19 protein-coding genes are annotated in these 21,153 nt (G+C 71.3%); 6 read left to right on the top strand and 13 right to left on the bottom strand.

Annotation, left to right across the window (positions count from 1 at the left end):
- Position 1: 1 nt before the first annotated feature.
- The 7 genes from pcaD to SCNRRL3882_RS05800 all read right to left on the bottom strand — a co-directional run bounded on the left by pcaD (position 2) and on the right by SCNRRL3882_RS05800 (position 6,508).
- Positions 2-1,123 carry a 3-oxoadipate enol-lactonase gene (gene pcaD / locus SCNRRL3882_RS05830; RefSeq protein ID WP_010042927.1) on the bottom strand — a complete coding sequence of 374 codons (1,122 nt, stop codon included), beginning with the start codon at positions 1,121-1,123 and terminating at the stop codon, positions 2-4.
- On the bottom strand, positions 1,120-2,415 hold the full coding sequence (gene pcaB / locus SCNRRL3882_RS05825; protein ID WP_010042924.1) for a 3-carboxy-cis,cis-muconate cycloisomerase: 1,296 nt from the start codon (positions 2,413-2,415) through the stop codon (positions 1,120-1,122). Before pcaB ends, pcaD begins: the two co-directional genes overlap by 4 nt.
- The gene (pcaG, locus tag SCNRRL3882_RS05820; protein WP_010042922.1) at positions 2,412-3,017 is read right to left on the bottom strand and encodes a protocatechuate 3,4-dioxygenase subunit alpha; all 606 of its coding nucleotides are present in this window, start codon (positions 3,015-3,017) and stop codon (positions 2,412-2,414) included. Before pcaG ends, pcaB begins: the two co-directional genes overlap by 4 nt.
- Positions 3,018-3,023: 6 nt before the next feature.
- Positions 3,024-3,797: a protocatechuate 3,4-dioxygenase subunit beta gene (gene pcaH, locus SCNRRL3882_RS05815; protein ID WP_010042920.1), complete on the bottom strand. Its 774-nt coding sequence runs from the start codon at positions 3,795-3,797 to the stop codon at positions 3,024-3,026.
- Between the two features lie 112 nt (positions 3,798-3,909).
- A complete protein-coding gene (locus SCNRRL3882_RS05810) occupies positions 3,910-5,112 on the bottom strand; it encodes a thiolase family protein (protein WP_010042918.1) in 1,203 nt (400 codons plus the stop codon).
- Positions 5,109-5,753: a CoA transferase subunit B gene (locus tag SCNRRL3882_RS05805; protein ID WP_010042916.1), complete on the bottom strand. Its 645-nt coding sequence runs from the start codon at positions 5,751-5,753 to the stop codon at positions 5,109-5,111. The genes SCNRRL3882_RS05810 and SCNRRL3882_RS05805 overlap by 4 nt, the downstream gene beginning before the upstream one ends.
- Positions 5,753-6,508 carry a CoA transferase subunit A gene (locus SCNRRL3882_RS05800; RefSeq protein ID WP_010042915.1) on the bottom strand — a complete coding sequence of 252 codons (756 nt, stop codon included), beginning with the start codon at positions 6,506-6,508 and terminating at the stop codon, positions 5,753-5,755. The genes SCNRRL3882_RS05805 and SCNRRL3882_RS05800 overlap by 1 nt, the downstream gene beginning before the upstream one ends.
- 207 nt (positions 6,509-6,715) lie before the next feature.
- On the opposite strand from SCNRRL3882_RS05800, the gene SCNRRL3882_RS05795 reads away from it, so the two are divergent.
- Positions 6,716-7,180 carry a MarR family winged helix-turn-helix transcriptional regulator gene (locus SCNRRL3882_RS05795; protein WP_010042914.1) on the top strand — a complete coding sequence of 155 codons (465 nt, stop codon included), beginning with the start codon at positions 6,716-6,718 and terminating at the stop codon, positions 7,178-7,180.
- A 17-nt stretch (positions 7,181-7,197) separates the two neighbouring features.
- On the opposite strand, the gene SCNRRL3882_RS05790 is transcribed toward SCNRRL3882_RS05795, so the two are convergent.
- On the bottom strand, positions 7,198-8,202 hold the full coding sequence (locus SCNRRL3882_RS05790) for a DUF3048 domain-containing protein (RefSeq protein ID WP_010042913.1): 1,005 nt from the start codon (positions 8,200-8,202) through the stop codon (positions 7,198-7,200).
- Positions 8,203-8,382: 180 nt separating this feature from the next.
- Here SCNRRL3882_RS05790 and SCNRRL3882_RS05785 point away from each other — a divergent pair, with 180 nt between their 5' ends.
- A complete protein-coding gene (locus SCNRRL3882_RS05785) occupies positions 8,383-9,573 on the top strand; it encodes a zinc-dependent alcohol dehydrogenase (RefSeq protein WP_010042911.1) in 1,191 nt (396 codons plus the stop codon).
- Between the two features lie 6 nt (positions 9,574-9,579).
- On the opposite strand, the gene SCNRRL3882_RS05780 is transcribed toward SCNRRL3882_RS05785, so the two are convergent.
- Positions 9,580-10,644, bottom strand: a complete 1,065-nt coding sequence (locus SCNRRL3882_RS05780) for an ATP-dependent DNA ligase (protein ID WP_010042910.1) — start codon at positions 10,642-10,644, stop codon at positions 9,580-9,582.
- 74 nt (positions 10,645-10,718) lie between these two features.
- Here SCNRRL3882_RS05780 and ligD point away from each other — a divergent pair, with 74 nt between their 5' ends.
- Positions 10,719-11,747, top strand: coding sequence for a non-homologous end-joining DNA ligase (gene ligD / locus SCNRRL3882_RS05775; protein ID WP_010042909.1), 1,029 nt, complete (start codon positions 10,719-10,721; stop codon positions 11,745-11,747).
- Between the two features lie 3 nt (positions 11,748-11,750).
- Here the strand turns inward: ligD and SCNRRL3882_RS05770 are convergent, their stop codons facing one another.
- Entirely contained in the window at positions 11,751-13,892 is a 2,142-nt protein-coding gene (locus SCNRRL3882_RS05770; protein WP_102514970.1) for an OmpL47-type beta-barrel domain-containing protein, read from the bottom strand.
- 47 nt (positions 13,893-13,939) lie between these two features.
- Positions 13,940-16,417: a ThuA domain-containing protein gene (locus tag SCNRRL3882_RS05765; protein WP_173937225.1), complete on the bottom strand. Its 2,478-nt coding sequence runs from the start codon at positions 16,415-16,417 to the stop codon at positions 13,940-13,942.
- A gap of 190 nt (positions 16,418-16,607) precedes the next feature.
- On the opposite strand from SCNRRL3882_RS05765, the gene SCNRRL3882_RS05760 reads away from it, so the two are divergent.
- Entirely contained in the window at positions 16,608-17,594 is a 987-nt protein-coding gene (locus SCNRRL3882_RS05760) for a multicopper oxidase domain-containing protein (protein WP_010042904.1), read from the top strand.
- A gap of 84 nt (positions 17,595-17,678) precedes the next feature.
- Positions 17,679-18,716: a LacI family DNA-binding transcriptional regulator gene (locus SCNRRL3882_RS05755; RefSeq protein WP_010042903.1), complete on the top strand. Its 1,038-nt coding sequence runs from the start codon at positions 17,679-17,681 to the stop codon at positions 18,714-18,716.
- 23 nt (positions 18,717-18,739) lie between these two features.
- Here the strand turns inward: SCNRRL3882_RS05755 and SCNRRL3882_RS05750 are convergent, their stop codons facing one another.
- Positions 18,740-19,525 (bottom strand): VOC family protein, encoded by a 786-nt coding sequence (locus tag SCNRRL3882_RS05750; RefSeq protein WP_010042895.1) that lies wholly within the window; start codon positions 19,523-19,525, stop codon positions 18,740-18,742.
- Positions 19,526-19,747: 222 nt separating this feature from the next.
- Between SCNRRL3882_RS05750 and SCNRRL3882_RS05745 the strand changes: the two genes are divergently transcribed.
- Positions 19,748-19,993, top strand: a complete 246-nt coding sequence (locus SCNRRL3882_RS05745) for a WhiB family transcriptional regulator (protein WP_010042893.1) — start codon at positions 19,748-19,750, stop codon at positions 19,991-19,993.
- Between the two features lie 112 nt (positions 19,994-20,105).
- Here the strand turns inward: SCNRRL3882_RS05745 and SCNRRL3882_RS05740 are convergent, their stop codons facing one another.
- A complete protein-coding gene (locus SCNRRL3882_RS05740; RefSeq protein ID WP_010042891.1) occupies positions 20,106-21,092 on the bottom strand; it encodes an acyl-ACP desaturase in 987 nt (328 codons plus the stop codon).
- Positions 21,093-21,153: the final 61 nt, after the last annotated feature.

Raw genomic sequence — 21,153 nt, 5'->3', positions numbered from 1 at the left:
GTCACCCTGCGGCTCCGTCCTCTTCGGCCAGCACCCGCTGGGCCGTCGCGAACGCCGAGTTCGCCGCCGGCACCCCGCAGTACACCGCGCTCTGGAGCAGCACGGCGCCGATCTCCTCCGGCGTGAGCCCGTTGCGGCGGGCCGCCCGGACGTGCATGGCCAGTTCGTCGTAGTGGCCGTGCGCGACCAGCGCGGTGAGGGTGATCATGCTGCGCTCGCGGCGCGACAGCGTCGGGTCGGTCCATATCTCGCCCCAGGCGTAGCGCGAGATGAAGTCCTGGAAGCGCGCGGTGAAGGGGGTCTGCCGGGCCTGCGCCCGGTCGACGTGCGCGACGCCGAGCACCTCGCGCCGCATCTCCATACCGCGTCCGGCGGGCCCGCCGAAGTGCGCCCGCAGCGCGGACAGCACCGCCTCCGGGCACTGCGCGGGCGCCAGGTGCGAGGCGCCCGGGAGCTCCACGAGCGCCGCGCCCGGCACCGCGTCCGCGATCTCCCGCAGATGCGCGGGCGGCGTCGCCGGATCGTCCCGTCCGGCGACCAGCAGGGTGGGTACGGCGATCTCGGGCAGCCGGTCCCGCAGATCGAACGCGGCGAGCGCGTCACAGCAGGCGGCGTACGCGTCCGGGTCGGCGCGACGGTGGTCGTCCACCAGCTCCGGCACGGTGAAACCGGACGTGAACCAGCGCGCGTCGGCGCTCTCCGCCAGCCCGGCCAGCCCTTCCCGCCGCACCAGCGCGGCCCGCTCCTGCCACGGCTTCGCCCCGTTGAAGTGCGCGGAGGAGCAGATCACGGCGAGGGACGACAGCCGCTGGGGACGGTGTACCGCGAGGTGCAGTCCCACGGCCCCGCCCAGCGACACCCCCGCGTACGCGAACCGTTCGATGCCGAGCGAGTCGGCGAGCGCCAGCACCAGGTCGGCGAGGTCACCGACCGTCGCGCCCGCCCCGATGAGACCGGCCGCCGAGCCGCCGTGCCCCGGCAGGTCCCAGCGGACGACCCGATGGGTGATCGACAGCTCGGGCGCCACCTTGTCCCACAGGGCGTTCGACGTGCCGAGTGAGGGGCCGAGCAGCAGCGGGGGTGCGGAAGGGGACCCTTCGGCACGGTGGTCGAGGAGTGTCAACGTCGCTCCAGGGCACGGTCGGTGAGGGCTCCGGCGGAGCCGGTGTAGTGGGTGGGATCGAGGTCGGCGTCCGCCAGCTCCGGCGCCTGGGCCAGCGGACGCCCCTCGGAGGCCAGCCGGGTGAGGAGTTCCTTGGCGCGGGCGCGGCCCAGCAGCGGGGCCAGCTCGGCCGACAGCCGCTCGGAGACGATCAACCCGTCGGTGAGGTCCAGGTGTGCGCGCATGGCCTCGGGCCTCACCCGCAGTCCTTCCGCCAGCTCGACGGCGTCCCGGGCGGCCCCGCCGGCCAGCCGCAGCAGGTCCCGCAGCGGCTCCCACTCCGCGTGCCAGGCCCCGGCCGGCCGCTCGTCCTCCGCCGCCAGCGACCCGTACAGCGTGGCCGCGAGCTGCGGTGCCCGCCGCGCGGCGGACGCGATGAGGGTGGACCGTACGGGATTGGACTTGTGCGGCATGGCCGACGAACCCCCGCCGCTGCCCTCCGCGACCTCGGCGATCTCGGTGCGCGAGAGGGTCAGCACGTCCACGGCGAGCTTGCCGAGCGCGCCCGCCGCGAAGGCGAGGCACCCGGCGAGATCGGCGACGGGCGTCCGCAGGGTGTGCCAGGGCAGATCGGGTGCACGCAGGCCGAGTTCACGGGCGTAGGCCACCGGCAGTGCGGCCGGATCGCCCGCCCCGTACGCCCCGAAGGCCGCCAGGGTGCCCGCCGCGCCGCCCAGTTGGACGGGGAGGCCCCCGCGTACCCGGGCGATGCGGTCCCGGGCGTCCAGGACGAGCGCCCGCCAGCCGGCCACCTTCAGCCCGAACGTCGTCGGTACGGCGTGCTGGGTGAGCGTCCGCCCCGGCATCGCGGTGTCGCGGTGCTCGGCGGCCAGCCGGGCGAGCGCCTGCTCGGTGCGGCCGAGATCGGCCAGGATCAGGTCCAGGGTGCGCACGGCGACCAGCATCGTCGCGGTGTCCATGATGTCCTGGCTGGTCGCGCCGCGGTGGACATAGGAGCCGTACTCCTCGCCGACGGCCTTCGTCAGCTCCGCGACCAGGGGAATGACGGGGTTGCCGCCCGCGCGCGCCCGCTCGGCGAGCAACCGTACGTCCAAGGCGCCGGCGCCGGCCGCCTCGGTCACCGCCGTCGCCGCCTCCGCGGGGGCCAGCCCCAGCGCCGCCTGGGCCCGGGTCAGCGCGGCCTCCGCGTCGAGCAGGGCCCGCAGATACGCGTGGTCGCTCGTGGCGGACGCGGCCGCGGAGCCTGCCCACCCCGGGGCGAGCAGGCCGGTGTCGCCATGGGCAGTTGTCACTGGAACTCCAGGAAGACCGTCTCGCCTTCGCCCTGAAGGCGGATGTCGAAACGGTACGTGCCGGCCGCCTCCGCCACGGCGATCAGCGTCTCGCGGCGCCCGTCCTCCAGCCGGGACAGCAGCGGATCGGCGGCGAGCACCGCATCGTCGCCCGGCAGGTAGATGCGGGTGTACAGGTGCACGAGAAGCCCGCGCGCGAAGACGCACACGCTGATGTACGGCGCGCTCCGCCCGCGCGCGCCGGGTCGCAGCGTGCGCGCGTACCAGTGGCCGTTCGCATCTGTCTGGATCCGTCCCCAGCCCGTGAACTCCACGCCGTTGCGCCCCAGGAAGCCGCCCGACGCCGGGTCGCGGCGCATCGAACCGTCCGCCGTCGGCACGTTGCCGTCCGGATCCGCGCCCCACAGCTCGATCAGGGCGTCCGGCAGCGGATCGCCCGCGCCGTCGGTGACGTACCCGTGCAGGGTGACCGTGTCCGGATGCCCGAGGGGCGCGACGTCCTCGCCGCCGCGGAACGGCAGGGCGTGGCCGTAGAACGGGCCGACGGTGTGCGACGGGGTGGGCAGCACGCTCTCCGGCCTGCTGGTGTCGATCTTCGTCATGGCAGGTCAGCGCCCTTCTTCGATCCAGGTGGCGTTCGGGCCGTCCAGCACGATGTCCCAGTGGTAGCCCATCGAGAACTCCGGCACCGACAGGCTGTGGTCGTACGTGGCGACCAGCCGCTGCCGGGCAGCGTCGTCCGTCACCGACTGGATGATCGGGTCGTACGGGAACAGCGGATCGCTCGGGAAGTACATCTGCGTCACGAGTCGCTGGGTGAACGCCGTGCCGAAGAGCGAGAAGTGGATGTGCGCCGGCCGCCAGGCGTTGAGGTGCTGGCGCCACGGGTACGGGCCCGGCTGGATGGTGGTGAAGTGGTAGCGGCCCTCGTCGTCGGTGAGGGTGCGGCCCACGCCGGTGAAGTTCGGGTCCAGCGGGGCGTCGTGCTGCTCGCGCTGATGGGCGTAGCGGCCCGCCGAGTTCGCCTGCCAGATCTCCACGAGCTGGCCCCGCACGGGGCGCCCGTCGCGGTCGAGCAGCCGCCCGGAGACGGTGATGCGCTCGCCGATCGGCTCACCGTTGTGCTGCCGGGTGAGGTCGTTGTCGATCTCGGTGACGTCCCGCTCCCCGAAGGCCGGGGAGGCCAGCTCCACCAGCTCCGGGTCCTTGCTGACGTCGATCGTGACCGGCGGCTGTTTCGGGTGGCGGAGCACGGAGGAGCGGTACGGGGCGTAGCCGCGGCGCGGCTTGTGCTCCACGGGCCCGCCGTCCGCGAGCCGCTTCTCGTACGCGGCACGCTCGGCCGCGATCTCCTGGTCGATGTCGTGCTGAGTGAGAGTCATGGGGGTCCCAGAGGTTCGTACGGTTCTCGTCGAGGGGGGCGAGGATCGCGCCCCGAAGGGGCGCGGGGAACTGCGCGACCAGCTACGGACGGCCCGCAGCCGCGCGGGATGCCTAGCGTTCCAGGACGAGGGCGAGTCCTTGGCCCACTCCGATGCACAGCGTGGCCACACCCACACCGCCGCCACGCCGGGCCAGCTGATGCGCAACCGTGCCGGCGAGCCGAGCCCCGGACGCACCCAGCGGATGCCCGAGCGCGATCGCACCACCCTGCGGGTTGAGGATCGCGGGATCGAACTCCGGCCACTCGGCCACACACCCCAGCACCTGCGCCGCGAAGGCCTCGTTCAGCTCCAGCACGGACAGCTCGTCGAATCCCCTGCCCGCCTTGGACAGAGCCCGGTTCACCGCCTCCACGGGCGCCAGCCCGAAGTAGTGCGGGTCGATCGCGGAGACGCCGGTGGCGGACACCCGGGCCAGCGGCTCACGCCCAGTCGCCCTCAACCCCTCCTCGTCGACCAGCAGCAGCGCCGCCGCCCCGTCGTTGAGTGGCGACGCGTTGCCCGCCGTCACCGTGCCGCCCTCCTTGCGGAACGACGGCTTCAGCCTGGCCATCGCCGCCAGGGACGCGTCCGGACGGACACACTCGTCGGCGGCGAAGACCACCGGGTCGCCCTTGCGCTGAGGGATCGCCACGGGCGCCAGCTCGCCATCGAATGAGCCGGCCCGCTGAGCCTGTGCGGCCTTCTCATGGGAGGCCAGCGCGAACTCGTCCTGCTGATCGCGGCCGATCTTGTGCTTGTCGGCGATGAGTTCGGCCGACTCGCCCAGCGGGATGGTCCACTGCGGCTCCATGCGCGGGTTGACCATGCGCCAGCCGAGGGTGGTGGAGTACAGCTCGGTGTGCCCGGCCGGGAAGGGCTTGTCGCTCTTCGGCAGGACGTACGGCGCCCGGGTCATCGACTCGACCCCGCCGGCCAGCGCGATCGAGGCGTCGCCGAGCGCGATGGCGCGGGCCGCCTGGATCACGGCCTCCAGGCCGGACGCGCACAGCCGGTTGACGGTCACGCCCGGCACGGAGGTGGGCAGGCCCGCGAGCAGGGCGGCCATCCGGCCGACGTTGCGGTTCTCCTCACCGGCGCCGTTGGCGTTGCCGAAGTACACGTCCTCGATCCGTCCCGGGTCCAACCGGGGAGTGCGGGCGAGGAGTTGGCGGATGGCGTGCGCGGCCAGGTCGTCCGGACGCACGCCGGCCAGTGCGCCGTTGTAGCGGCCGATCGGCGTGCGGACCGCGTCGACGATGTAGACGTCCTTCACTTCACGCCCTCCGGCACGGTCAGTTCGGCGTCGGTCTTGGCGGCGATCTCGGCGGCGGTCACGCCCGGCGCGGTCTCGACCAGGACGAGTCCGTCGTCGGTGACGTCCAGGACGCCGAGGTCGGTGATGATCCGGTTCACGCACCCCTTGCCGGTCAGCGGCAGGGCGCACTCGGTGAGGATCTTCGGCGAGCCGTCCTTGGCGGTGTGGGTCATGACGACGACGACCGTACGGGCCCCGTGCACCAGGTCCATGGCCCCGCCGATCCCGGTGATCAGCTTGCCCGGGATCGCCCAGTTGGCCAGGTCGCCCCGCTCGGACACCTGCATGGCACCGAGCACCGCCACGTCGATGTGCCCGCCCCGGATCATCGAGAACGACAGCGCCGAGTCGAAGAAGGACGCGCCCGGCAGGACCGTGACCGTCTCCTTCCCGGCGTTGATCAGGTCCGGGTCGACGGCGTCCTCGGTGGGGTACGGACCCGTGCCCAGGATGCCGTTCTCGGATTCGAGGACGACCTCGACCCCCTCGGGGAGGTAGTTGGGGATGAGGGTCGGCAGGCCGATGCCGAGGTTGACGTACTGGCCGTCCCTCAGCTCCCGGGCCGCCCGCGCGGCCATCTCCTCGCGACTCCAGGCCATCAGGAACTCACCGTCCGCTGCTCGATCTTCTTGTCCGCCGCCTGCTCAGGGGTGAGCGCGAGCACCCGCTGCACGAAGATCCCCGGCAGATGCACCGCGTCCGGGTCGATCTCCCCGGGCTCCACCAGCTCCTCCACCTCGGCGACCGTGACCCGTCCGGCCATCGCGGCCAGCGGGTTGAAGTTCCGGGCGGACTTGTTGAAGACCAGGTTGCCGTGCCGGTCGCCCTTCGCGGCCCGGACCAGGGCGAAGTCGGTGCGGATGCCCCGCTCCAGCACGTACTCCGTCCCGTCGAACTCCCGGACCTCCTTGGCCGGCGAGGCCACCGCGACACCCCCGGAGCCGTCGTAGCGCCACGGCAGCCCTCCCTCGGCGACCTGCGTGCCCACCCCGGCCGGGGTGTAGAAGGCGGGGATCCCGGCGCCGCCCGCCCGCAGCCGCTCGGCCAGCGTGCCCTGCGGGATCAGCTCGACCTCCAGCTCACCGGCCAGGTACTGCCGGGCGAACTCCTTGTTGGCGCCGATGTAGGAGCCCGTCACCCGGGCGATCCGGCCGGCGGCCAGCAGCACCGCCAGGCCCGACTCCATCGCCCCGCAGTTGTTGGAGACCACCGACAACCCGGCCACCCCGCGCTCGTACAGCGCCCCGATCAGCACGTTCGGCACACCGCTCAGCCCGAAACCGCCCACCGCGAGTGACGCGCCGTCCGGGACGTCGGCCACCGCCTCCAGGGCTGTGGCGACCACCTTGTCCATCCGAGAAGCCCCATCTCTTCCGAGCGACCCGACCCGATTTAGTCAGGGCACTGAGTATTTCCGCGAAGCTCCTCTCACGCTGCCATCGGGACGGCAGGGCGTCAAGACCTCGGTGTATCCACCTCCGGTCCTTGGTGAGGACGGCAGACAGTCCGGGAGCGGCCGGGTATTGTTCAGTGCACCTACGATTACGAGCGAGGGGTGCACATGGCGGCGGCGGACCTCACCACCCACCCCGGGCACCTGGCCCGGCGGCTTCAGCAGGCGCACTACCTGCTGTGGAACACGATGGTCTCCGAGGAGATCACCTCGCCCCAGTACGCGGTCCTCAACACGCTCGTCGACGAGCCCGGGCTGGACCAGCGCACGGTGGGGGAGCGGGTGGGCCTGGACCGGTCGACCATCGCCGAGGTGATCAGCCGGCTCAGCCGGCGCGGACTTCTCGACAAGGTCCGCGACCCGGAGGACGGCCGCCGTTTCCTGCTGCGCCTCACGGACGAGGGCGTGCGGACCCACCGCAAGCTGACCCTGCGCACCGCCCGGATGAACCAGGTGTTCCTCGCCCCGCTGACCTCCGACGAGCGGACGCTGTTCTTCGACCTCATCCGGCGTGTCGCGGACGCGGCCGAGGGGCTGCGCAACCCGGGGGAGTCCCTGGCGGCGCCCCGCTGACGGGCGCCGCACGCAGGTCAGGACGCCTTGGCGTACACCACCCACACCTGGCCCTTCGCGAAGTTCACCGGTGTGCCGTCACCGGTGGTGAACGCCGTGCCGTCCGTGGCGCCCTCGCGCTTCCAGTTCACGTCGTAGGCCCGCCCGTCGCGCAACACCTCGGCCTTTCCGGAGCCCACCGTCTCGGTGTAGGGCGTGTTGTTGCCGAGGAAGTCGCGGAAGGCGGACTCGCGCACCTTCACGTACTGCACGACGACCGTCGCGGCGGCCATCCGCTTCCCGTCGGCCGTGGTGGCGGGCGCGCCGTCCATGCCGACCAGCCAGCGGTCCTGGGAATCCGACCAGGTGAAGGTGAAACGGGCCGCCGGGTAGCGCACCGTCTGCGAGGTCGTCGCCGTGCCGCCGGCCGGGGCCGAGCCGTAGTGGAAACCGGTGGTCAGGGCGGCCTGGCCGGGGTCCTCGGGCACGATCCGCTCGGGTCGCAGGTAGAGGTTGTGCGGGGCGGGCTTGCCGCCGCCGCGGAAGAAGGCGTCGGGGGCGTTGCCCGGCGTCTTTGCCCGCAGTGGTGCCCGGTCGATCAGCGGCAGGAGCTTCTTCTGCGCGCCGGAGAAGGCGAGCGTGGGCCGGTCGAACTGGCGCAACAGCTCCAGATCCGACTCGCGTGCGCTGCGCACCGGGCCGACCGCCTCGGGCAACCGCGTCGCGTACACCGCCATCAGGCGGCTCAGCCCGCCCTCGACCTGCTCCGCGTACACCACGTCCGCGGCGTCGACGCCGGTGTGCGGCCGGGCCGCGGGGGCGTTGTCGAGCTTGACGGCGAGCACGGAGGAGCCGGTCGCCGCTGCCGACGTGCCCGGCTCCGGCTGTCGGGAGGTTCCCCGTCCGTCGTCGACGGGGCCGCCCCCGCTGGTGCAGCCCGCCGCCAGGGCGGCCGTCACCGTGGCGGCGAGCAGCGCCGCTGTCGTCGTGGCGCGCCGTCCGCGCGCCCCTCGTTCCCTGCCCACGGTCGCCACCGGCCCCATGTCATCGATGTGTCTTGATTGTGCACTTATATGTCCATCGATGGCCATACCAGACTGATTTTGACGGAGGATCTCCGCTTCGTCCGTCGATCGGCCCAAGGTTCGGTGCGGGAGGCTCGGGTACCCGGGCCTCGCCGACCGGCCGACGGACGCGCACGCTGACGGAGGGAGCGCGAGGCGATGAGGGCTGTGACCTGGCAGGGCAAGCGGGACGTCCGGGTGGAGACGGTGCCCGATCCGGAGATCCAGGAACCGACGGACGCGGTCATCCGCGTCACCTCCACCGGGCTGTGCGGGTCCGACCTGCACCTGTACGAGGTGCTGACGCCGTTCATGACCCCCGGGGACATCCTCGGCCACGAGCCCATCGGCATCGTCGAGGAGGTCGGCGCCGGTGTCCCGGACCTCCAGGCCGGGGACCGGGTCGTGGTGCCCTTCCAGATCGCCTGCGGCAACTGCTGGATGTGCCTCACCGGCCTGCCCACCCAGTGCGAGACCACCCAGGTGCACGGCGAGGGCATGGGCGCCGCCCTGTTCGGCTACACCCGCCTGTACGGCGCGGTGCCGGGCGCCCAGGCCGAGTACCTGCGTGTCCCGCAGGCGCAGTACGGCCCGATCAAGGTGCCGGAGGGCCCGCCCGACGACCGTTTCGTCTACCTCTCCGACGTCCTGCCCACCGCCTGGCAGGCGGTCGCCTACGCCGACGTCCCGCAGGGCGGCAGCATCGCCGTGCTCGGCCTCGGACCCATCGGCGACATGGCCTGCCGCGTCGCCCAGGTCAAGGGCGCGGGCCGGGTGTTCGGTGTTGACCTGGTCCCGGAGCGGCTGCGCCGGGCCCGCGAGCGGGGCGTCGAGACGTACGACCTCAGGTCATTCGATCATGAGAAGGAACTCGTGGCCGCGATCCGCGACGAGACCGACGGCCGCGGGCCCGACGCCGTGATCGACGCGGTCGGCACCGAGGCCCACGGCAGCGCGGCGGCCAAGCTCGCCCAGCAGGCCACGGCGATCATGCCCCGCAAGCTGAGCGGCCCGTTCGCCGAACGCTTCAGCATCGACCGCCTCGCCGCCCTCTACACCGCCATCGATCTGGTGCGCCGCGGCGGCACCATCTCGCTGTCCGGCGTGTACGGCGGCATGGCCGACCCGATGCCGATGCTCACCCTGTTCGACAAGCAGATCCAGATGCGCATGGGCCAGGCCAACGTCCGCCGCTGGAGTGACGACATCATCCCGTACCTGACCGACGAGGACCCGCTCGGCGTCGAGGACTTCGCGACCCACCGGGTGCCGCTGTCGGAGGCCCCGCACGCGTACGAGATGTTCCAGCGCAAGCAGGACGGCGCGGTCAAGGTCCTCATGCAGCCCTGACCGACCCTAGACGCCGAGGATCTCCGCCAGGTCGTAGCGGACCGGCTCCTGAAGCTGCGCGTAGGTGCAGCTCTCCGGCGTCCGGTCCGGGCGCCAGCGGCGGAAACGGGCGGTGTGCCGGAAGCGCTGCCCGTTCTCCATGTGGTCGTAGGCCACCTCGGCCACCCGCTCCGGCCGCAGCGGCACCCACGACAGGTCCTTCTTGGCCGACCAGCGGCTGGGCGCGCCGGGCAGCCGTGCCGTCTCGTGCGCCGCCTCCTCGGACCAGGCCGCCCAGGGATGCCCCCGGACATCGTCCATGCGCAGCGGCTCCAGCTCCTCCACCAGCTCGGCGCGCCGCTTCATCGGGAACGCGGCGGACACGCCCACGTGCTGGAGGGTGCCCCGGTCGTCGTACAGGCCGAGCAGCAGCGAGCCCACCACGGGGCCGCTCTTGTGCAGGCGGTACCCGGCGACGACCACGTCCGCCGTCCGCTCGTGCTTGATCTTGAACATGGCGCGCTCGTCCGGCCGGTAGCGCACGGTCAGCGGCTTGGCGATGACCCCGTCCAGACCCGCCCCCTCGTACTGCTCGAACCAGTTCCGCGCCACCTCGATGTCGGTGGTCGCCGGAGCCAGGTGCACCGGCGCGGTCACCCCCGAGAGTTCCCTGTCCAGCAGTTCCCGCCGCTCGGTCAGCGGGACGTCCATCAGCGACTCGTCCCCCAGCGCCAGCAGATCGAAGGCGACGAACGAGGCCGGTGTCCGCTCGGCCAGCATCCGCACCCGCGAGTCCGCGGGGTGGATCCGCTCCGTCAGCGCGTCGAAGTCCAGCCGCCCCTCCCGGGCGATCACGATCTCCCCGTCCACCACCGAGCGCTCGGGCAACCGCTCCCGCACGGCCGTCACCAGCTCGGGGAAATACCTGGTCAAAGGCTTGCCGGTACGGCTGCCGAGCTCGACCTCGTCCCCGTCGCGAAAGACGATCGCCCGGAACCCGTCCCACTTCGCCTCGTACTGCATGCCCGCCGGGATCGCCGCCACGGACTTGGCGAGCATCGGCAGCACAGGGGGCATCACCGGCAGATCCATGGTCCGATTCTGCGCCCATATGACGGAGTGCGCCCGATGTGCGAGGTGTGCGGGGTACGCCTACCGTGGCTCGCATGGGTGACGCGGTGGAGCTGGAGGCGGGTGGCCGGACCGTACGGCTGTCCAGCCCGGACAAGGTGTTCTTCCCCGAGCGCGGCTTCACCAAGCTGGACCTCGCCCGCTACTACCTGGCCGTCGGCCCCGGCATCCTGCGCGCCCTGCGCGACCGCCCCACCACCCTGGAGCGCTACCCCGAGGGCGTGAACGGCGAGAACTTCTTCCAGAAGCGGGCGCCGAAGAACATGCCCGACTGGATCCCGACCGCGCACATCACCTTCCCCAGCGGCCGCAGCGCCGACGAGATGTGCCCCACCGAGGTCGGTGCCGTGGTGTGGGCCGCCCAGTTCGGCACGCTCACCTTCCACCCCTGGCCGGTCCGCCGCGACGACGTCGACCGCCCGGACGAACTCCGCATCGACCTCGACCCGCAGCCCGGCACCGACTACGAGGACGCCGTCCGCGCCGCCCACGAACTGCGCGCCGTCCTCGACGAGTTCGGCGGACTGCGCGGCTTCCCCAAGACCTCCGGCGGCCGGGGCCTGCACGTCTTCGTGCCCATCGAACCGCGCTGGACCTTCACGCAGGTCCGGCGCGCCGCCATCGCCGTCGGCCGGGAGATGGAGCGGCGGATGCCGGAGCAGGTGACCATCAAGTGGTGGAAGGAGGAGCGGGGCAAGCGCATCTTCCTGGACTACAACCAGACGGCACGCGACCGCACGATCGCCTCCGCCTACTCCGTACGCCCCCGCCCGCACGCCCCCGTCTCCGCGCCCCTGCGCTGGGACGAGGTGGGGGTCGCGCACCCCCAGGACTTCGACCTCGCGACCATGCCCGCGCGCTTCGCCGAACTCGGCGACGTGCACGCGGACATGGACGACCACCGCTACTCCCTTGAGGCCCTGCTCGACCTCGCCCGCCGCGACGAACACGACCACGGGCTGGGAGACCTGCCGTACCCGCCCGAGTATCCGAAGATGCCCGGGGAACCGAGGCGGGTACAGCCGAGCAGGGCCCGCAAGGAGAAGCCTCCTGCGGCTTCGTGATCTCTACAGTTCCTTGATCCGGATGTCCCGGTACGAGACCACGTCCGTCGTGCCGTGCACCTGGAGCCCGATGTAGCCGGAGGCGAACCGCCGCCCGTCCGTGCCCGGGTCGTCCGAGCGGGGCGGGGTGAACTCCTGGCCGCCGGTGTTGTCGAACTCGTTGACCAGCACCCCGTTGCGGTACACCGAGTAGTGCTGGCCGACCACGCGGATCTCGTAGTCGTTCCAGGTGCCCTTCTGCGTCACACCGGCGCCGGCGAGGCCCACCCGGTCGAATCCGTAGATCGAGCCCGTCTTGTACATGTCGCCGTCGGGCCGGTCGAGCACCTGCACCTCGTGCCCGTACTTGATGGCGACCCACTCGGGCCGTGACTCCTCCGGGTGGTCGTGGACCCAGGGGAAGCGCACGAAGACGCCCGAGTTGGCGTTGCCGGTGCCGGGAGCGTCGTCACGCCACTGGAGCCGCAACGAGAAGTCGCCGTACTTGCGCTGCGGGAACCACAGCATGCCCATGCCGGGCGTCGTGGTGCTGGAGGTGATCGTCCTGTCGGGGTTCAGCGCGAACGAACCGCCCCCCACCTGCTGCCACTCGGCGAACGACTCGGCACTGCCGTCGAAGATCGCCCGATAGCCCTCGGTCTGCCCCGGCTTGCCGATGCCGGACTGGCGGGCGGCCTTGCGGATGGCGTTGTACTCGCGCTGGTCGATCACGCCCTCCTTCAGCAGCGCGTCGAGGACGGACGTCACGTGCTTGAGGAACAGCGCGTGGGACGTCCACTCCTTCTCGTCCTCGATCAGCTCGCCGATCCGGCACCGGTTGTCGGTGACCCGGTTGCGCACGCCGGAGTCGACCGTGCCGACGATCACCGTCAACCGCTCGTCGTACTCCGGGCAGTCCGGCGCCGGGACCTGCCCGGAGACCACCGTGAAGGTCACCGTACGCGCCGCCGACGTGTTGCCGGCCTTGTCGGTCGCCCGGTACGCCACGGTGTGCGCGCCCGCCCGGTCGACCACCACCGGAGCCGTGTACGCCAGGTACGGACCGCCGTCCAGCGAGTACTCGATCCTCTCGACCCCCGAGCCGTGCTCGTCGGTCGCCGTGACGGTCACCCGGGCGCTGTTGACGTACGCGCCGTCGGAGTTCTTCGTGCCCTCCACGGTCACGCCCGTCACCGGCGCGGTGGTGTCCTGCGGCGGCGCCGCGACGACCGTGAACCGCACGCTCTTCTCGGCCGCCACGTTGCCCGCCTTGTCCGTGGCACGGTAGCGGACGGTGTGGGCGCCCACCTGGTGCACCATCACGGGCGCGGTGTACGGCTGCCAGGCACCGGTGCCGACGGCGTACTCGATCGTGTTGACCCCGGAGCCCGTGTCGGACGCGGAGACGGTGACCGTCGCCATGTCGATGTACGCCCCGTCCGGGTTGCGCTCACCGCTCACCGTCGCCGAGGTCTCCGGCGCGGTCGTGTCGTCCGACTGCGGCGCCACGACCGTGAAGGCGGTGCTCTTCTCGGCGGAGACGTTGCCCGCCTTGTCGAAGGCACGGTAGCGGACCTTGTGGTCGCCGACCTGGTCGATCACGACCGGCGCGGTGTACGGCTGCCAGGCACCCGTGTCACCGATCGCGTACTCGATCCGGTCGAGCCCGGAGCCGCCCACGTCGGTGGCGTGGATCGCCACGCTCGCCGAACCGACGTACTGGCCCTGCGTGTTCTGCGTCCCGCTCACATGGGCCGACGCCTCGGGCGCGGTGGTGTCCTCGCCGGTGCCCTCGGTCACCGTGAGGATGCCCTGCATCTGGCCGTGGCCCGGGATCGTGCAGTGGTAGAAGTACCGGCCGGGCGTGAGCGTGACCTGGGCGGTGTGCTTGCCGCCCTGGGCGTCGTTCGGGTTGGCCAGGATGTTCAGCTGCACGTCGTTGTTGAACTCGGGGTCGCTGGTCACGAACGTCAGCGTGTGCGGCATGCCCGTGGTGTTGCCGGTGGCCACGCTGTTCTCGAACACGATCGTCGCGCTGCCGGCGACCGCCGTCTTCGGCGCCGAGAGGTACTTGTCGATGTCGTTGCCGGCCGTCCAGGTGAGGACCTGTTCGGCGGCCGGTGCCTTCGTTTGCCCGGCCGCGGGCGTCGCCTGCACGCCGAGCATCACGAGCAGGGCGGCCAGCAGGGCGGCCCAGATTCTTCGTTGCCGGATCACTCGCTCCCCCTCGCCAGCTGACCGGCGGCCGGGGTGGGCCCGCCGCCCTTGTAGGTGACCCGCCACAGGGCCGACTTGGAGTCCGAGGTGAAGAAGCCGCGCCCGTAGTCGAGCACGTACAGCGCGCCGTCCGGACCGAACTTCCAGTCCATGAGGTTCTTGATGCCGTCATTGCCGACCGGCACGATCTTCTTCAGCGACTCCGAGTGCACCGGCAGACCGCCGTCCCCTTGCGTCTTCGGGTCCATGAGCACCGCGTTGCGCGGCTGGTCGGCGTCGTAGAAGTCGCCGACGAACCACTTGCCGTCCCAGTACGCCGGCCACTTGACGGCACTGTCCGCCGCGACCGTGTCGTACCGGTAGACCGGACCGTTCATCGCGGCCTGCCCGCCGCCCTTCAGCCAGGGCAGCCGGTACGTCGCCTGCTCCGGCTTGTACGACGGGACACCGTTCGCGTCCCGCGGGTAGTCCGGCGCGCCGCCCTGCGGCGAGTACCAGATGTTGTTGCCGGTGACGGGCGGCAGGTTGACCAGACCGTCGTTGTTCGGCGACTCGTTCTTCGGGTGGTCGCAGTCGTACCAGCCGAGCGGCTGGGACGGATCCGGCAGATTGCGGTCCCGGTAGGGCTGCTTGTTGCCCATGCAGTACGGCCAGCCCCGGTTGCTCGCCCTCGTGATGGCGGCGAACGTGTCGTACTTGGCCGGGCCCCAGGTCGTCGAGGGCGCGCTCGCGTCCGGGCCGACCCAGCCCGCGTAGAGCACGTCGGTCGACTTGTCGACGAAGATGCGGGCGGGGTTCCTGACCCCCATCACATAGATCTCGCCGCGCGTCTTGCCGCCGCCCTCGTCGGTCTCCCTCCCGGTGAAGAGGTTGCCCTCGGGGAGGGTGTACGTCCCGTCCGGCTCCGGGTGGATGCGCAGGATCTTGCCGTTGAGGTTGTTGGTGTTGCCGGCCGTGCGGCGCGCGTCCGCGAAGGAGACGCCCTTGTAGTTCGGCTGCGGGTTGTTGCCCGAGTAACCGCCGCTGAAGCCACTGGAGTTGTTGTCACCGGTGGCGATGTACAGGTTGCCCTTGGAGTCCCAGGCCATCCCGCCGCCCGAGTGGCAGCAACTGTGGATCTGCACCGGCCACTTCAGCAGTACCTTCTCGCTGCCCAGGTCCAGCTTGTTGGTCGCCCGGTCGAGCGTGAAGCGGGAGACCCGCCGCTCGGCCATCCGCGTGTCCCGGTTGATCTGCGAGTGGGGCGTGTAGTGCAGGTACACCCAGCCGTTCTGCTCGAACTCCGGGTCCAGCTCGATCCCGAGCAGCCCTTCCTCGACCTTGACCAGCTCGTCGCCGCCGCCCTTGTTGCCGAAGACGGTGAGCGCACCCGCGAGCGTGACCTGCTTGGTCTTCGGGTCGTAGACGTGGATCTCGCCCTTGCCCTTGCCGATGTCGGGGTTGTTCCAGTCGGTGACCACGGGCTGCGAGGAGTCGGCACCGCCCCGGCCGATGTAGAACACCCGGCCGTCGGGCGCGGTGACCAGGCCGTGCGGCTCGCCGATCTGGTCGTTCTGCCCCGGCTGGTTGGGCTTGGTCAGCCGCTCCGCCGTGTAGTTGGCGTTGATGGTCGCCTTGCAGTCGGCCTGCTCCAGGCGCGTCGTCCACATCAGCGCGCCGCGCAGATGGGCCCGGAAGTCGGTCTCGTCGTACGACGACACCGTGCCGCCCATGCCGGTGTAGAAGGAGCGGCCGCCGTCGTAGTCCCGGCACCAACTGACCGGGTGATCCCAGCCGTTGGCACCCGCTCCCGGCTGGTAGCTCGACTCCCGGACCCGGGCCACCGTGTGGACCTCACCCGACGGGTTCTTCACCCAGTTCAGCCACTTGTCCGGGCGCTTCCACTGCACCGGAAGCTCCTGGGTGGCCGGATGCCGGCGGTCGCCGACCTCCACCGTCGCCCGCTGGACGGCCGCCGGGTTCGACGCGGCCGGCCGCGCCCCCACCAGACCGGTGAACCAGTCCGAGTACGGCTCCGCGCGCGCCGCGTCATGGATGCCGACGAACCCGCCGCCGGCCTCCATGTAGGCCTCAAGGCCCGCCTCCTGTTCCGCGTCGAGGACGTCGCCCCCGCCGGTGAGGAACACGATCGCGTTGAAGCGGCCGAGTCTCTTGTCGTTGGTGAACACCGAGGGATCATCGCTGGCTTCGACCTTGAAACGCCGGTTCGCCGGCCCCGACAGCCCGATCTCCTCGATGGCCTCGATCCCGGCGTTCACGACCGGCGACTCCTCCCCGGCCGCCGCGGAACCGTGGAAGATCAGCACCCGTACATTCGCGCCACCCGGCGGCGACTTGATCGACATCGTTGTCAGCGGGGGTTCCGGATGCGGGCCCGCGTGCGCGGGCCCGGACAGCAGTCCGGCGGTCAGGACTCCGGCGGCCACGGAGGCCGCCCGGACACGTCTTCCCTTGCTCAACCCTCGTAAGTGCATGGGCACCTCCTCGGTCACAGCAACACCGCCAAGGAAGCTAAACCCCTTTGCACGGCTCGCCAATACCTATGACCGGGATGGCCCCAACTTTGTCTTGAGTGTGGATAAACAGGAGCGCGGCCGGTACCGTCTCACAGGTTCATCACAGGTACGTCTGTCGTAAAAGCCTTACCAGGGTGGGGAGTTCCGCATGGACAGACGCAGCTTCAACCGGCGGGTCCTGCTGGGCGGCGCGGCCGTCGCGACATCGTTGTCCGTGGCGCCCGAGGCCATCGGCGCGGACCGGCCGGCCAGGACGGCACCGGCCGGGGGCGAGGTGAAGCGCATCAAGCTGTACGCCGAGAAGCTCGCCGACGGGCAGATGGGCTACGGCCTGGAGAAGGGCAAGGCGACCGTCCCCGGCCCGCTCATCGAGCTCAACGAGGGCGACACGCTGCACATCGAGTTCGAGAACACCATGGACGTGCCGGTGAGCCTGCACGTTCACGGCCTGGACTACGAGATCACCAGCGACGGCACGAAGCTGAACCGGAGCCATGTCGAGCCGGGCGGCACCCGCACCTACACCTGGCGCACCCATGCCCCCGGCCGCCGCAAGGACGGCACCTGGCGGGCGGGCAGCGCGGGTTACTGGCACTACCACGACCACGTCGTCGGCACGGACCACGGCACGCAGGGGCTCCAGAAGGGCCTGTTCGGCCCGGTCATCGTCCGCCGCAAGGGTGACGTCCTGCCGGACCGCACGCACACGGTCGTCTTCAACGACATGCTCATCAACAACAGGCCGCCGCACTCCGGGCCCGACTTCGAGGCCACGGTGGGTGATCGCGTCGAGTTCATCGTGATCACGCACGGCGAGTTCTACCACACGTTCCACATGCACGGTCACCGCTGGGCGGACAACCGCACCGGCATGCTGACCGGCCCCGACGACCCCAGCCAGGTCATCGACAACAAGATCACGGGCCCGGCCGACTCGTTCGGCTTCCAGGTGATCGCGGGGGAGGGGGTCGGCGCCGGTGCCTGGATGTACCACTGCCATGTGCAGAGCCACTCCGACATGGGGATGGTGGGTCTGTTCCTGGTGAAGAAGCCGGACGGCACGATTCCCGGCTACGACCCGCACGAGCACGGGGGTGATCACTCCGGGCACGATCGGCGGGAGCACGAGCACTGACGGTCGCGCGGCCACGAGAGCGCTCTCACCACCCGGTGCGGCCGGGGCTATCCTGATCCGCAACCGCAGGTGAGGAGCCCCGAAGTGACCGACACAGCGCCGCGTCCCACGCTGGAGGCCGTGGCCGCCCGGGCCGGTGTCTCGCGGGCCACCGTCTCCCGCGTGGTCAACGGCGGTGACGGAGTCAGGGACATCCTCGTCGAGCGGGTCCGCAAGGCGGTGGAGGAGCTCGGGTACGTGCCCAACCAGGCGGCCCGCAGCCTGGTGACCCGGCGGCACGACGCGATCGCGGTCGTCGTCGCCGAACCGGAGACCCGCGTGTTCGCCGACCCGTTCTTCGCGCTCCAGCTGCGCGGCATCAGCAAGGAACTCACGGCCCACGACAACCAGCTCGTCCTGCTGCTCACGGAGGGCCGGGACGACCACACCCGGGTCGGCCGGTACCTCGCCGGCGGGCATGTCGACGGGGCCCTCGTCTTCTCCCTGCACCTCGACGACCCGCTGCCGCAGCTGATCCAGCGGGCCGGCGTCCCCACCGTCTTCGGCGGGCGGCCCGGCTGGAGCGGAGACCGGCGCGGCGTGCTGTACGTCGACAGCGACAACCGCGGCGGCGCCCGTGACGCCGTCCGCCACCTGGCCGGCCTCGGCCGCACCCGTATCGCGCACATCACCGGCGCCCTCGACCAGACGTCCGCCGTGGACCGGCTGGACGGCTACCGGGACGTCATGGTGGACGCCGACCCGCGGCTGATCGCCGAGGCCGACTTCACCCCCGCCGGGGGCGAGCGGGCGATGCGCGAGCTCCTCGGCCGCTGCCCGGACCTGGACGCTGTCTTCGCCGCCAACGACCTCACCGCCGCGGGGGCGCTGCGCGTCCTGCGCGAGGCCGGACGGCGGGTCCCCGACGACGTCGCCGTGATCGGCTTCGACGACATGCTGCCCGTCGCGGAACAGACCGATCCGCCCCTCACGACGGTGCGTCAGGACATCGAGGAGATGGGCCGCCTGATGGCGCGCCTGCTGCTGCGGGGGCTCGACCGCGGTGCTCCTCAGGAGGGCGTCGGCGGCGCACCTTCCAGCGTCGTGCTGCCGACCACGCTGGTCCGGCGGGCGTCCGCGTAGCCCTCTGGTCCGGCGGATGTGCCTCAGCCCGGCTGCGGCTCGCTGCGGATCACCGCGAAACGCGCCCCGTAGGGATCCGTGAGCTTGGCGATGCGGCCCACGTCCGGCAGGTCCGTGGCGGGCATCCGGACCGCGCCGCCCAGTTCCCGGGCCCGGGCGACGGTGGTGTCCGGGTCGGTGACCTCGAAGTACGGCAGCCAGTGCGCCTCCTCCTCGGCCGGGGCGTCGGCCAGCGGGACGACGCCGCCGAACATGGCGTCCTCGCTCTCCCCGGCCGGGACGAGGGTGGTGTAGGTACCGCCGGGGAAGTCGACGCCGAAGGTCTCCAGGCCGAGCACCGAGTGGTAGAAGGCGGCAGCGGCCGGGACGTCCGCCGTGTACAGCTCCAGCCAGCACAGCGAGCCGGGCTCCCGGACGACGTCCAGGCCCTTGTTGCGGCCCGGCTGCCACAGGCCGAAGGGCACCCCGGCCTGGTCGGCGAGGATCGCCATGCGGCCCAGGTCCTGCACGTCCATCGGCTGTATCCGCACCGAGCCGTGCGCCTGCCCGGCCGCCCGCGCCGTGGCGTCCGCGTCCGGGGCCTGGAAGTACACCGTCCAGGAGGGCGGGCCCTGCTCCGGGGTGGTCTGCATGCCACCGGCGGCGGTCCTGCCGTCGAGCTGGAAGAGGCCGTATCCGCCGACCTCGGGCCCACCCGGCTGGAACCGCCAGCCGAACAGGGCGCCGTAGAAGGCGGCGGCGCCCTCGATGTCGGGGGTGCCGAGATCGATCCAGTTCGGAGCGCCGGTCACATAACGGGTGGTGAGCATCGTCGGTCTCCTCGCACAGGTTCCGTCGTCTGCTCTGCCGAGTCTCGCACCGCCCACTGACAAGCGCCGCCGGAGCGCCGCCGGGGCGTGATGCCGGGATTCCGCGCGCCGCCGTGCGTCGGCCCGTCCGGCGGGCGACCATCAAGGTGGCCGGAGGCCCGTCAATGCGGTGTTGATCCCGCGTTGATCGAACGTTTTTCGCCGTCCGGAACGCTTCTGGCCATGCACATCGACACCATGATCTCGCCCGAACTCGCCTGGCAGCAGGAGGCGTTGTGCGCGCAGACCGGGGCGGACTTCTTCTTCCCCGAGCCCGGCAGTTCGGTACGGGAGGCCAAGCGGATCTGCGGCCTGTGCCCGATCCGTGACGCCTGCCTCGAGTACGCGATGGACAACGACGAGCGCTTTGGTGTCTGGGGCGGTCTGTCGGAGAAGGAGCGGCTGGAACTGCGGCGTACGTCGCGCTAGCCGCGTGCTCCTGCCCGGGGGGGGGCGGGAGGGCGTGCGGAACGCCGGGGCCCCGGCCGCTCGTGGCGGTCGGGGCCTTTGAGTCGTGCGGCCGGACGGACCGGGTCGGCCGTCAGGCGCCGGTGGCGCCGGCCCGGGCCGCCATGCGGGCCTTGCGCGCGGCCAGCTTCTCGTCGAACTTCGTCGCCTCGCTGTCCAGGCCGCCCATGTACAGGCCGAGTTCCTCCTGTGCCTTGCGGCCCTCGGCACCCAGGCCGTCGATCTCCATGATCTTCAGGAAGCGCAGCACCGGCTGGAGTACGTCGTCGTGGTGGATGCGCAGGTTGTAGACCTCGCCGATCGCCATCTGCGCGGCGGCGCGCTCGAAGCCGGGGATGCCGTGGCCGGGCATCCGGAAGTTCACGACCACGTCCCGTACGGCCTGCATGGTCAGGTCGGGGGCGAGCTCGAACGCCGACTTCAGGAGGTTGCGGTAGAAGACCATGTGCAGGTTCTCGTCGGTCGCGATGCGGGCCAGCATGCGGTCGCAGACCGGGTCGCCGGACTGGTGGCCGGTGTTGCGGTGCGAGATGCGGGTGGCCAGCTCCTGGAAGGCGACGTAGGCGATCGAGTGGAGCATCGAGTGCCGGTTGTCCGACTCGAAGCCCTCGCTCATGTGCGACATGCGGAACTGCTCCAGCTTGTCCGGGTCCACGGCGCGCGAGGCGAGCAGGTAGTCCCGCATCACGATGCCGTGCCGGCCCTCCTCGGCCGTCCAGCGGTGCACCCAGGTGCCCCAGGCGCCGTCGCGGCCGAAGAGGCTGGCGATCTCGTGGTGGTAGCTGGGCAGGTTGTCCTCGGTCAGCAGGTTCACGACGAGCGCGATGCGGCCGATCTCGGTGACCTTCGACTGCTCCTTGTCCCAGGCCTCGCCGTCCTCGAAGAGGCCGGGGAAGTTGCGCGCGTCGCTCCACGGCACGTACTCGTGCGGCATCCAGTCCTTGGCGACCTTCAGATGCCGGTTGAGCTCCTGCTCGACCACTTCCTCCAGTGCGTACAGCAGCTGAGCGTCGGTCCAGGCGCCGGCGGGGCTGCCGAGATGGGGAGTGGTGATCGTCATGGACTCTCCAGGGGGACATGCGTACGAGCGGTGAGCGGTAACCTACGGCATCGTAGGCTAC

Origin of the sequence: Streptomyces chartreusis NRRL 3882, assembly GCF_900236475.1 — a bacterium.
GTDB lineage: Bacteria > Actinomycetota > Actinomycetes > Streptomycetales > Streptomycetaceae > Streptomyces > Streptomyces chartreusis_D.
This window is presented reverse-complemented; position numbering and strand designations above follow the sequence as displayed.